At 44.0% G+C, this 11,917-nt stretch carries 12 protein-coding genes; 4 read left to right on the top strand and 8 right to left on the bottom strand.

The features are described from left to right. Window positions 1-130: 130 nt before the first annotated feature. From QUA54_RS28780 to QUA54_RS28755, 6 genes are all read right to left on the bottom strand, one after another. Window positions 131-808 carry a hypothetical protein gene (locus QUA54_RS28780; protein WP_333417843.1) on the bottom strand — a complete coding sequence of 226 codons (678 nt, stop codon included), beginning with the start codon at window positions 806-808 and terminating at the stop codon, window positions 131-133. 54 nt (window positions 809-862) lie between these two features. Further along, complete coding sequence (locus QUA54_RS28775) at window positions 863-1,777, bottom strand: relaxase/mobilization nuclease domain-containing protein (RefSeq protein WP_333417841.1); 915 nt, start codon at window positions 1,775-1,777, stop codon at window positions 863-865. 65 nt (window positions 1,778-1,842) lie between these two features. After that, window positions 1,843-2,244, bottom strand: coding sequence for a plasmid mobilization protein (locus QUA54_RS28770; protein ID WP_333417839.1), 402 nt, complete (start codon window positions 2,242-2,244; stop codon window positions 1,843-1,845). Window positions 2,245-2,449: 205 nt separating this feature from the next. Further along, window positions 2,450-2,632, bottom strand: a complete 183-nt coding sequence (locus QUA54_RS28765) for a hypothetical protein (RefSeq protein ID WP_333417837.1) — start codon at window positions 2,630-2,632, stop codon at window positions 2,450-2,452. A gap of 1,087 nt (window positions 2,633-3,719) precedes the next feature. Then, a complete protein-coding gene (locus QUA54_RS28760) occupies window positions 3,720-3,992 on the bottom strand; it encodes a hypothetical protein (RefSeq protein ID WP_333417835.1) in 273 nt (90 codons plus the stop codon). Window positions 3,993-4,049: 57 nt separating this feature from the next. Further along, window positions 4,050-4,265, bottom strand: coding sequence for a hypothetical protein (locus QUA54_RS28755; protein ID WP_333417834.1), 216 nt, complete (start codon window positions 4,263-4,265; stop codon window positions 4,050-4,052). A gap of 1,217 nt (window positions 4,266-5,482) precedes the next feature. Here QUA54_RS28755 and QUA54_RS28750 point away from each other — a divergent pair. The 4 genes from QUA54_RS28750 to QUA54_RS28735 all read left to right on the top strand — a co-directional run bounded on the left by QUA54_RS28750 (window position 5,483) and on the right by QUA54_RS28735 (window position 9,725). Continuing rightward, window positions 5,483-5,914, top strand: coding sequence for a hypothetical protein (locus tag QUA54_RS28750; RefSeq protein ID WP_333417832.1), 432 nt, complete (start codon window positions 5,483-5,485; stop codon window positions 5,912-5,914). A gap of 387 nt (window positions 5,915-6,301) precedes the next feature. Further along, window positions 6,302-7,099, top strand: coding sequence for an SIS domain-containing protein (locus QUA54_RS28745; RefSeq protein ID WP_333417831.1), 798 nt, complete (start codon window positions 6,302-6,304; stop codon window positions 7,097-7,099). Window positions 7,100-7,150: 51 nt separating this feature from the next. Next, entirely contained in the window at window positions 7,151-8,704 is a 1,554-nt protein-coding gene (locus QUA54_RS28740) for a PfkB family carbohydrate kinase (RefSeq protein WP_333417829.1), read from the top strand. A gap of 25 nt (window positions 8,705-8,729) precedes the next feature. Next, window positions 8,730-9,725, top strand: coding sequence for an NAD-dependent epimerase/dehydratase family protein (locus QUA54_RS28735; protein WP_333417827.1), 996 nt, complete (start codon window positions 8,730-8,732; stop codon window positions 9,723-9,725). Between the two features lie 152 nt (window positions 9,726-9,877). Here the strand turns inward: QUA54_RS28735 and QUA54_RS28730 are convergent, their stop codons facing one another. Both QUA54_RS28730 and QUA54_RS28725 read right to left on the bottom strand, forming a co-directional pair. Then, window positions 9,878-10,771 carry a M48 family metallopeptidase gene (locus tag QUA54_RS28730; protein ID WP_333417825.1) on the bottom strand — a complete coding sequence of 298 codons (894 nt, stop codon included), beginning with the start codon at window positions 10,769-10,771 and terminating at the stop codon, window positions 9,878-9,880. 273 nt (window positions 10,772-11,044) lie between these two features. Further along, window positions 11,045-11,911, bottom strand: coding sequence for a hypothetical protein (locus QUA54_RS28725; RefSeq protein WP_333417823.1), 867 nt, complete (start codon window positions 11,909-11,911; stop codon window positions 11,045-11,047). Between the last annotated feature and the right edge of the window lie 6 nt (window positions 11,912-11,917).

The raw sequence follows: 11,917 nt of genomic DNA, 5'->3' as shown, positions 1-11,917 counted from the left end.
TACAATTATGAGTTAGCTCTAGGGGATGAAATTTAAAACCTCTAATTATAACATAAATCTTTTTTGCAAGAGGTCTAGTCTAAAAATTCCTCAGTTGCGTAAGTCGTATCAATTTTTAAAGCTGTAAAAGCTAATCCAATTCAATTTCTTGGATGCGCTGTTTATACTGTTGGTTATTTTGTTTTTGAGTTTGCTGTTCTTGCTCAATTAATTGTATCCAAATATCATTCCAACTTGACTGTGGATTAACAAGTTCTGTATTCGGTAGCAGCTCGCTTGTATTTCGAGCGAGCATAGAATCTTCTGCAATCGCTATAATAACGCTATCGAGTTCTTGTAAGAATTGTATAGGTAGTTGTGAAGCTCGTTCAATTCCTAGGTAAATTGTGGGTGGTGCTGTTGTAGAGTTATCCTGTTCAATAAGCAAAAGTGAAAGGGCTTCGATTGGGGTACAGGCAATTACAGCTCGCTCAATTTCTCCGGTAGTGGCTACCCAGAAAGCAGCTTCAGATGACAGGGGATGGGTTGTAGTAAAGTTGCCTCTTTCATCGAGGACAAAAGCGAACTGGGCTTCTCCCTCAAGCGTCCGTCCTGTAAAGACAGCCTTTTCTGAGTCGGCATACAACCAAGAATGAGAGTGCAATTTTTCAAGCAATTCTAAAGGTAAACTGTACTCGACTGCTAGATGCGATCGCACTTTTTGCCACTGAGTTTCATTCCTTTCAGGCAGGATTGACAGTTGTAACTCTAACTCATTTGCTGTTGCCGGTGTTGCAGGTGTGGTTGTTTCTAGGTCAGATTGTGACAACTCTAACTCATTTGCTGTTGCAGGAGTTCCAAGTGTAGTTGTTTCTAGGTCAGATTATGACAACTCTAACTCATTTGCTGTTGCAGATAGGGTTGCTACTAACTCGGATTGTGACGACTCTAACTCATTTTCCTCTGTCTCGCCAGGGCCGTTCGCTAAGTGTTGTGGCTGCATTAAAGCCTCAATTAGGGCGTTATCTCGCCCTTTGTCATAGCTAACGCCTCGATGCTTCTGCAATCCACAAAAAGTGTAGGCTTTACCCAATTGAGTGCCACTTAAAGCGACTCCATCTAAATTGTAAGAAATGCCTTGACTCAAGCCGATTCCAGTTAGTGTGACTTGCATCTCTACGGCTTGTTGCTGCAACCGCTCAACGAATTCTGGCATACTTGGGTTGTCTTGGGTAACTTCATCAATTAGGTCTTGCAATTGCACCCTGACGCTCTTGTTTCCCTTGCTTTTTAATTGCCTGTGTTCTCCTGTAGTCTGAGCCCGCCTGTCTGTTTCCCAACTGGGTGTAACAGTTTCCAGGTTGTAGTTCCGTTCGAGTTGGCGAATAGTTTCTTGGCTTTTGTAATAATCCCAGCTATCGTCAACAACACCTCCATCTAGGCAAATGCGACTGGCGACTATGTGGATGTGGTCGTGTTCTGTATCGCTGTGCTTGACAACTGCGTACTGGTTGTTGTCAAATTCCATCGCTTTCATGTAGTTGGCTGCGATAGCCAGCCAGCGTTGGTCATTTTCTTCAGAATCTTCGAGTTTTTCGGTGCTATAGACAGATAAAGTGGCGTGAAAAACTGCTACTTTCAGGTTAGGTCTTAGTTGTCGGGCGATGCCAAATTCAGCAGCCAGTTCTTCAGGAGTTTGTCCGCACATAGTACCGCCAATTAGAGCGGCGTCTTTTTTGCCCAGCACGTAGTTCAGACAGCCCCGAAAGCCTGTACCTTTGATTTGTTTGCCAATCATAACCGAAAAGCCGTCAGTTGCACAGAATCGATTGCTCAGGCGGTAAAGCCCAGGCTTGTTAATAATTAGCGTACTGTAGATTTGGCGAGGTTTGCAACTATTGTTTTAATTGCCTTCCCGTTTTCTCGAATGAGTTGCTGTACGCTTTCTAAGAGTTTTGTATTGACAACAACTGGTTCTCCCAATGCCACAGCACTATTGCAAGCTTTAGTAATTTGATTGAGGTTGTTTCCTGCAATTCTAAACTGGGCATCAATCTTGCACAAAACTTGATAGGCTTTTAAGTCAAATGCAGCTAGAGGGCGCGGCATGGCTCTCCTCAATGCGGCGCGGCGCATGAAGTCGCTCATGCTCAAATTTACTTGCTCTGCTCTTGCTTTAATTTGATTGTAGTCAGAGTCACTGAGGCGAATGTGAATATGGTTGGATAGCAGCTCTCTAGGTTTGACGGACGGTAAAGTTTTCATAACTTTTAATCAGTAAAAACCTCTTGCCAAGATACAAGTTAACAAGTGTAATTAAAAACCCCTAGTCAGGTGATTTTATCCCCTCCAATTGGAGAGGGCTATTAGGGGGCTTATCAAAGTAGAGACTGACTCCTACACAACTCTAACTTAATTTAATTTCTTTGTATAAATTATAGCGAGTGAGGCGATCTCAGTGGAAGGACGATTAAACGTCTGACCGCGATGGCTGGTTAACAAGAGAGCGAGCTTTTGAGCGATCGCTACCCAGGCGCGATGGGAAAGTTGCGGCAATTGATGCCTGTGCTGCCACAAAAGCCGCCACAACAACAGGAGCAATGTGAGCAACCGGCACAGTCGAAGAGCGGGTAAAAATCAAGTCGCTTGACACCTAGGATGCGCCATTCATCAGGGTGCATTATTTTTGTTTCTGCACTAATTAGTCAGGGTTTGCGATCGCAAAACCATTGCTTGCTACCGAAAGAGAACAACTATAACCAGTCCCAACAGGCAAAGGCACGAACAGCACAAAAAAGCAGTAATTTGGCATAAAATTGCAGGCATTTGCAGGATATTTACAGGCATTTGCAGGTAAAGTGCAGCCCCTGCAAATGCCTGTAATCTCACTGATTTTATACTGCAAACGCCTGACTTTATACTGCAAATCCCTGATTTTAACGCTCCACAACATTAGCTATTTTTTAGCGTTTTTAACAAAAACTGAATTGATTTAATAGTCAAGTTGTGGTTTGGGAAGTTGAATTAAAAATCAAATTTCAGAAGTGCGAAAAAATTGGCAGCGTAGCCGCCGTTATGTCAGCCTTGACAGTCGCGTAAATTGCTGTTGTCGGACTCGCGCTTTGCAATCGGCTAAACTGTTGTTGTCTCATAAAGCTTGACAGTCGGATAAAAATTTACCCCCTGACTCGGTTTACAGCAGTCGGTCGGTTTACAGCAGTCGCTCGACTCCCACCTATTAATGGCGGTTATAATTCACCACCTGATTAATACAAGCAGCAATCTCTAGGCGTAAAGAGCGATCGCTAATACATTCCCACAAAAAAATAGTTCGCCGTGCCTGTCCCATACCTTACCGCTCTTATTGAGGCATTTGGGCTTCATTCGCCACTCGCGAGTCGTTCCTTATTCCATATCAATAAGGTTTGAACTGCGGGTAAGCAATATGCTCAATATTCATGGGGGGGGATATTTTTTGTCAGCACGTAAAAGCCCGGTTTGTGATCGCAAAACCATTGCTTGCTACCGAGAGAGAACAGCCAAAACCAGCCTCAACAGGCAAATGCACGCTCGACACAAAAAAGCAGCAAGTTGACGGAAAAATTCAGGTGGCAAGCCGGATATTTTCGGGTAAATAAAGGTAGAGTGCAGTCCGTGCAAAAGCCTGCATTCTCACGCTCTTTTGTACAGCAAATGCCTGGTTTTATACGGCACTTGCCAGACTTTAGGGCACACAAAAATTAGCTAATTTTTTTGGTGGTGGCTTCGATCGACGGTGCGAGTTGCGAACAGATAAGTCTGCTGGCGAGCGATCGATTTACCGCATCAAGCCGATCGCCTGGTTGATTCCGTGTCAGTACGAAGAAATCAAAAAACGGGGCAACGATCGGCACTCCGCTTGAACCGGGCAAGTTCTGCCTCGCCGACAACTGCCACAACATCGGCTGTTGTGACTTTTCCGGCGTCGATCGCCTCCACAAAAACCGCCACAACAGCAGGAGCAATGTGAGCAATCGGCACAGTCGAATATCGGGTAAAAATCAAGCGCCTTGATACCTAAAATTGCCCATTCATAAGGGTGCATTGTTTTTATTTGTGTACGTAAAAGTCAGGTTTGCGATCGCAAAAACATTGCTTGCTACCGAGAAAGAACAGCCAAAAGCAGCCTCAACAAGCAAAGGCAGTCCTTGCACAAAAAAGCAGTAAAGGAACAGTAAAATGCAGGCGGAAAGCCGGACATTTTCGGGTAAAAACAGGTAGAGTGCAGTTCCTGCAAATGCCTGCATTCTCACGCTCTTTTGTACAGCAACTACCTGACTTTATACTGTAAATGCCTGTGTAGCGATCGATCGCTATTTACAGTCGATGTCTATCGAGTTGGCAACTGTAAAAGTCAACGCATACTCCGCCTTTCGAGCGCTTTTTTATTCGTCATTAACATCGGACGATCATGCGATGTTTGAAATAAAGAAAAGTTGTTTCTTTTCTGCGACCGCAAGTTATTCTAATTTGTGAGAGGCCCAATAACCGAATAATTACGAAGGTCGGATGAAGGAGTACGAATTATTCGCTCCCTCCGCTTTAATTCAATCTTGTGCTTGAAGTTCCGTGACCTCCTACGCACTCGGTTTACAGTAGCCGTGAGGGAACTACGGCTTGATTTACAACAGCCGTGAGGGAACGACCGCTTGGTTTACAGCAGTCGTGAGGGAACGACCGCTTGGTTTACAGCAGTCGATCGACTTTCAGTTATCAATGCTCGTTATAGTTCTCTACCTTATTCGTACAGGCAGTAATCTGTATTCACGGGGGGTGCATTATTTTTGTTTCTGCACGCAAAAGTCCGGTTTGCGATCGCAAAACCATTGCTTGCTACTAATCAAGAACAGCCCTAACCGACCTCAATAGAAAAATGCACGCTCGACACAAAAAAGCAGCAATTTGACCGAGAAATGCAGGCGTTTGCTGGATATTTTCCGATTCAATCAGAGAGAATGCAGTCCCTGCAAAAGCCTGAATTATACCTGTTTTTGTACAGCTTTCCGCCTGACTTTATAATGCAAATGCCCGACTTTAACGCTCCACAACAATTAGCTATTTTTTAGCGTTTTTAACAAAAACTGAATTGATTTAATAGTCAAGTTGCGGTATCTAAATTGAATTAAAAATCAAGTTGAGCAAGTGTGAGAAAATGGGCAACACAGCAGCCGTTATGCCAGCCTAGACAGTCGGGTGAAATATTATTGTCGGTCCCGCGCTTTGCAATCGGCTAAACTGTTATTGTCCGATCAAGCTTGAAAGTCGGGTAAAAACTTACTCCCTGACCACGCTCGCAACTTAATTTTTTAGGGAGTAACGGCGATAGCCGGATGCACCGCAATGTTCGCGAAAGCTGTATGTGCAGCAAAAGTCTAGACTTGGGTAGGTTTGGGTAAGTTTTTCAAAACGGAATCGAGCGGACAAGTGCCAACAACACCATTTCTCATCATCGCTGTTCCAACAGATGCCGCCTCCGATACGCCCGGCGATGGGAACCAAGCCCAAGTTTTGGTTTTACCACCCAGAACTAGGTCGCTGCCTGTACAAACAATCTCGCCCCAATACAGGCGAAGCTTGGGCAGAAAAGATAGCATCAGAACTGTGCGGGTTGCTCGGACTGCCCAGCGCCACCATTGAACTGGCAATCTGGAACAGCGCGAACGGCACTGTTTCTCAATCCTTCGTGCTCTCGACAACTCTGCTCCCCGGCAACGATATTTTAGCTCCTATAGTGCCAGACTATCCCCGATTTCAAGCCTTTAACGTGTCGCAACACACCCTCGATACCCTGTGGACACCATCAGCAATAGCGCAGTGGAACAGCCCCTCAACTGGACGCCGCTTTTCCGGTATCGCTACGGCAGCGGACACCTTTATTGGATACCTGGGGGGGTAACAGAGAGGTCTATGAGATATACCCCATAACGGTTGCAGCCTGTATACCCTGTTGATAAAAGCAACGTTTATTTCGAGTTAGCTTCATTAACTCTTGGATTTCTAATGAATGCCGCTCGAGATAATTTGCCCACTGCTCTCCATCCTGACCCATACCAAATGTATTCCGTCGGCGGTATTTTTTGCTTGTTACTTTACGGCGGAATACATATTTTTGCACCTGCTTTTTTTGAATTTTAGCGCCTTGAAATATAGCAGAAGTTTAGGCAATTGCCTGACGGGGTGACACGCAAGCTGAAAGCTTTGCGCTTACAAGGGTTTAAGTTGATCGCGATCAAAAAGATAGAGGCTGGCGAGCGCTACTTTTTCGGGTTTAGACTTTCTTAGAATGAAAATTGGGGGCGAGCGCTACTCTCATAATGTCACTCAGCCTGTCATAATATTTGTTGTTATCTTGAGCGAGGTTCAGGAGCCTAAATGCTTAACCCATCAAGGTTTCAGAGGCGTTGTCACCCCCTCAGCAAATAACAGAATATCTATGTATTCAATGCTACCCCAACCACTGCCGTTTTCCATTGATTACTTTCGCCAACTAGCTGCCTTGGGCGAGAAATTTCAGATAACCAATCGTCAAGGTAAATCTCTCTCAATTTCTGAAGGGATAAATCGAGCGGCTGATGTAGTACATCAGCAAAATCAGCTGCAGCGAAAAGTTATGTTCATTGGTAATGGGGGGAGTGCAAGTGTAGCCAGCCATCAGGCAGTTGACTACTGGCGTAATGGTAATATTCGAGCGATCGCCTTCAACGACAGCGCCTCACTGACAGCCGTTAGTAATGACTTCGGCTACGAACAGGTTTTTAGCAAACCAATTTCTCTATTTGCTCAATCTGGAGATATTTTGTTTGCGATTAGCAGTTCGGGAGAGTCAGCTAACATCCTTGCTGGCGTTCGCCAAGCAATAGAAATGGATTGTCAAGTAATTACCCTCTCCGCCTTCCAAGCTAATAACCCGTTGCGTCAACTTGGAGATCTGAATTTTTACGTTCCGACTATGTCCTACGGTTTTGCAGAAATCATGCATCTGTGCATTTGTCACTGTATTATAGATGGTTTGGTTAAGGGGACTTTGCCTAGTTCTGATCAAGATAGCTCTCTGAGCATTGCTGAAGACGAAGCATTTTAATCGTTACCAAAGGTAAAACATTGATTATGTACTTGAGGAAACTTAGTCTCAATGGAAATAGCAATCAATACAGAAAAGTATCTTGATTTTGAAACCTGTGCAGAGGTACTTGCTCGCTACCGACAACAGGGGTCTAAAATCGTCCTCTGTAATGGAGTGTTTGATTTACTTCACCCAGGACACATCGCTCATTTGCAAGCCGCTAAAGCGATGGGAGATTTGTTAGTGATTTCCCTCACAGCTACTCCATACGTTAATCGAGGGCCGGGAAGACCGATATTTTCTGATGACCTGCGTTTCAGTTCTCTAGCGGCACTAGCGTGCGTTGATTACGTTATCTTAACCCCGAAGGTAACGGCGTTGGAGGTGATTGAGAAAGTGCGTCCCCATATTTACTGCAAGGGAGATGAGTATGCTGACGCAAGCAAAGATGTAACCAAAAATATTGACCTGGAAGTCGCCCAGGTGAGATCTTTTGGGGGCGATGTTCGCTATACCCAGGAAATCACTTTTAGCTCAACGCGGTTGATTAACAATTACCTTAATGTTGTCCCTGCTGAATTAAAGGATTACGCTAGGGATTTGACTCAGCAGTATCCGTTTGAGCAGGTTAGAGATGCTGTGGAGGCAATGCAGCCGCTTAAGGTTTTAGTGCTTGGTGATGTCATTATTGATGAGTTTGTTCACTGTACTGTTCAAGGATTAACATCGAAAGGTAGAGCGCCGTCTACTCGATTTGTGAAAAAAGAACAGCACCTGGGAGGAATTTTTGCCATTGCTCGCCATCTTGCCAGTTTCGCTAATTCTGTTACAGTAGCAAGTGCGATCGGGAGTGAACCTGATGTGCATCGCTTGATTGCAAATCATATCAATGATTCGTCGCTTCATCTAAATTTGCATCAGGCAGAAGGCTATTCCACTATAACCAAATGCCGTTATATTGAACAGCAAGGCACAACAAAGGGTTATACGCAACTCTTTGCAATTAATTCTATAGATGAGGACGGACTAGCACCCCAGGAGCGCCAAAAACTCTTAGATTCTTTGGAGAAGTCCATCAAAAGCTACGATATAGTCGTTTTGGCTGACTATGGTCATGGATTAATTGATTCATCGGTGATGGAACTGGTTCAAGCTCAAGCACCGTTCCTAGCTGTTAACTGCCAAACGAACAGCGCCAATTACGGTTACAACCTAATCAGTAAATATCGACGAGCCGATACATTTTGTATAGACGAGCAGGAACTTCGCCTCGCCTTTTCTAATCGATACGGCGATCGCCACGAACTACTGAAGCTTTTGCAATCCCATTTAGGGGCGCAACAAGGCTGGTTGACAATGGCCGATTCCGGATCGTTGGGAATTCAGGCAGATGGAGAACTGGAAATGACTCCTGCGATGACACAACAGGTCAAAGATACTACAGGTGCAGGAGATGCCTTTTTTGCCCTAGCTAGTTTGAGCGCCAAGTTAGGTTTACCTCTAAGGCTGGGGTCGTTCTTGGGGAATTTGGCAGGAGCGATCGCTGCCAATATACTGGGGAATGAAAAGCCTGTGGAGAAAGCTCGCTTATTGAAGTTCGCCAAAACAATTTGTACGTTCTAGAAGACTGTCAGGAACCAATCAATCTATGAATTCGATGCAACAAGTTCTGGTTACGGGTGGTGCAGGTTATGTGGGAGCTGTCTTAGTTCCTAAACTCCTGCAAGCTGGATATCAAGTCAAGGTGCTAGATCTCTATATCTACGGGACAAATGTGCTAGCTGCTGTCAAAAATCATCCTAATCTGGAGGAGATTCAAGGAGATATCCGCGATCGCGCACTGCTTGAAAAAGTAATGCCGGGATGCGATGCGGTGATTCATTTAGCTTGCATTTCCAACGATCCGAGTTTTGAATTAGATCCGGATTTGGGTCGTTCAATTAATTATGATGCGTTTGTTGACTTGGTGGATGTAGCAAAAGATTCAGGAGTCAAGCGATTTATTTATGCCTCTTCTTCCAGCGTTTACGGGATTAAAGAAACTGACAATGTTACAGAAGACTTGCCGCTTCTGCCTTTGACAGACTATTCCCGTTACAAGGCTTTATGTGAGGAAGTATTGCTGAGTAAGCGAGAACCAGGATTTGTCACTTTAGTGCTGCGTCCGGCGACAGTGTGCGGCTACTCTCCCCGCCAGCGATTAGATTTAGTGGTCAATATTCTCACCACTCAAGCTATTAACAATGGCAAGATTACAGTTTTTGGCGGTCAACAAAAGCGCCCCAATATTCATATTGAGGATATGACCGATCTTTATCTTAAGTCTCTCCAATGGTCAGATGAAGCTATCGATGGGAAAATCTTCAATGCTGGCTACGAAAATCATACCTTGATGGAAATTGCTGAGATGATTCATAAGGTAGTGGGATCTGTAGAAATCGTCACTACACCCACTAACGATCTTCGTTCTTACCATATTTCCTCAGAAAAAATCAAGAAAGAATTAGGATTTGTGCCTTCACATACGGTGGAAGAGGCAATTCAGGATTTAGTAGCAGCCTTTAGATCCAATCAAGTTCCAAATGCTCTAACAGATAGCCGTTACTATAACGTTAAAACGATGAAGGATCTCAACTTAAATTGAGATTAGACCTCTTGCGTGAATAGAAATTTTGGCGTTGCTCAAAAGCGAGATGATGTGGAACGAAGTTCCAAGCATCTAGTCCTATTTCATCCCAGGAATTAGCAACGCCTTCATCTGTTCATTACTCAGCACTTTGCTATAGCATACGGAATTTACCAAGACGTTAGGAAATTCCAATCTTCTGTCGCATCTGAGTCTAATAATAATGGTGGCGGCTGATTGGGTTGTTCGAGTAAGGTTTTATAGTCTCCTGAATCGACCCATTTTAGGAGTTCCGAAGCGCGCATCACGACCCAAGATTCTCTGGACTCGTTGAAACTGAGCAACTTAGTAAGTGTATCTTGAGACTGTACACTGTTTTCGCTAAATTCGCGCACTTGAACGAGGAAATCAGCGATCGCTTCCGGTGTTACATAGCAACTGGGTAAACCACCAAGTTTCATCAACGCGGCGATCGCTACATCCACATCCTGACAAGCCAGTAACCCCGCCCGATCCGCTGTAAACCTTGCCATCATTAACCAATTCCAGAACGCCAGTTCTACCCCATTAGCCGCCAAACCGCCAAATCCTAATGTCGCTGCATTCACCCAATTCTTTAAAAGCGGCATCACCATCGCTATTTGATGATAGAGCAAATGCTGACTCTTAATGTGGGCGACTTCATGCCCCAATACATAAATCAGTTCCTGGCTAGAAAGCCATTCGTAGGCTTCTAAATTTACCGTTACAATTGGACTTTCAATACCAATCGTAACGGTAATAATATGCCCCATGCCGCGAAACAAATATAAATCTGGACAGGGAGATAAATCGAGAATTTGACAAGTTTCTTCCAACGCCTGAGACAACCCCGGAAAATTGTTGGGAGTTACGCGAAAATCACTGCCCAAACATTGCAAACGAAGTAGGCGATCGATACCGTACTCATTCACTTTCTTCAGCAATAAAGAAACTCCAGGCATCTTTTCTAGAGACGCTAAAGCTTTGCGATCGAAAGGATGTTCGTAAGTCTCTGACTTCAATCCTAATAAGATTTTTTTCATGCTAAATAGACCTCCTCTAAGAAATGTGCCTGTTCCTCATCATGCTTAGCCATTCATCTCTCGATTCAGCAATGCCGAAATTTTAGAGTTTTTAACCACAGAGGTAGCTTGCTTCTGCGTAGTAGTACACAGATAAACACATATGATTACTCGTTTGCCCATCAAATTTGGGAATGAAGATTGATTCATGCAAGATGTCTATTGTACCCCGCCATCATTTTTGGTTTGGCGGGGTACTACAGCTTCCTGTAGTTCCGCATATTTTAGTAGTGTTTATCCAACTTCAGCAAATATGGCAATCAATCGATTTGCTGGTTCAGTCATTGAGACATACAATTCTGGTGGTAAAGACCAGACATTACTTGGCTTATTGGGGTCAAGGTAGAAGTTACAAAAACCTTCAATAAACTTCCCAATTATATCGATTTTATAGCCCCAAGATTTCAGCAATGGCAAGGCATCATTTTGAACTGTTTTTAATAAATCATTGCGAGTGCTTGTCAGTCTCAAAGAATGAAAAATGGGAACCGCCATTTCTAAAGCTTCAACAATTCCATTGCTGACTCCCTCGTAAGACCATTCAATATCAAAATCAATCATACGAACGTTTCCCTGGGAGTCTATAATTTCATTATCGCCCCAGCGATCGCCATAAATAATTCCCTGTCTGTGAGCTACATTAAGTTCCTTCAGAATCTTGAGGAGAATTTCTACTTCTCCAGCCTTGACAAATTCATGGAACGTTCTCCCTTCTATATATTCAATCAGCATCCAATCTGTATCGGCATGAATTAACTTAGGAACAGGTAAGCCTACAGCCAGTGCGCTTTTGAGAAAGTCAATTTCTTGAGCAATATTCCTGAGTTTAAATATTCCTCCAGCTTCTAAAAAGCTAGTAGCTTCATACATATACCTCATGTATGCCTCAATTTCTTCTGAAGAACTCTCGCGTCTAGCACGAAAAACGTAGCGATCTTCCTCTGTTGTAATTAATAAGATGTGATTGAACGCCCCTTCCACATTGGGTTTCTCTATTTTCGCCGTTTTTCCCCCTGGTAGTCGATCTAAAGCCTGCGCAAGTCCTTTGGCAATATTTTCCGGCAGTACAGTCGTGAAGTTTTTATCAATTGGATTATTCATGATCTT

This window comes from Microcoleus sp. MOSTC5 (assembly GCF_036701825.1).
Classification (GTDB): domain Bacteria; phylum Cyanobacteriota; class Cyanobacteriia; order Cyanobacteriales; family Microcoleaceae; genus Microcoleus; species Microcoleus asticus.
The sequence above is the reverse complement of the archived record's forward strand: the minus strand, read 5'-3'. Positions and strand labels throughout refer to the sequence as shown.

What these genes read in the sequence shown, in the direction of transcription:
- QUA54_RS28740 (WP_333417829.1), top strand. Translation starts at nt 7,151, where the DNA reads ATGGAAATAGCAATCAATACAGAAAAGTATCTTGATTTTGAAACCTGT.
- QUA54_RS28770 (WP_333417839.1), bottom strand. Translation starts at nt 2,244, where the DNA reads ATGAAAACTTTACCGTCCGTCAAACCTAGAGAGCTGCTATCCAACCAT.
- QUA54_RS28730 (WP_333417825.1), bottom strand. Translation starts at nt 10,771, where the DNA reads ATGAAAAAAATCTTATTAGGATTGAAGTCAGAGACTTACGAACATCCT.
- QUA54_RS28755 (WP_333417834.1), bottom strand. Translation starts at nt 4,265, where the DNA reads ATGCAGGCATTTGCAGGAACTGCACTCTACCTGTTTTTACCCGAAAAT.
- QUA54_RS28775 (WP_333417841.1), bottom strand. Translation starts at nt 1,777, where the DNA reads ATGATTGGCAAACAAATCAAAGGTACAGGCTTTCGGGGCTGTCTGAAC.
- QUA54_RS28745 (WP_333417831.1), top strand. Translation starts at nt 6,302, where the DNA reads ATGAAAATTGGGGGCGAGCGCTACTCTCATAATGTCACTCAGCCTGTC.
- QUA54_RS28735 (WP_333417827.1), top strand. Translation starts at nt 8,730, where the DNA reads ATGAATTCGATGCAACAAGTTCTGGTTACGGGTGGTGCAGGTTATGTG.
- QUA54_RS28725 (WP_333417823.1), bottom strand. Translation starts at nt 11,911, where the DNA reads ATGAATAATCCAATTGATAAAAACTTCACGACTGTACTGCCGGAAAAT.
- QUA54_RS28750 (WP_333417832.1), top strand. Translation starts at nt 5,483, where the DNA reads ATGCCGCCTCCGATACGCCCGGCGATGGGAACCAAGCCCAAGTTTTGG.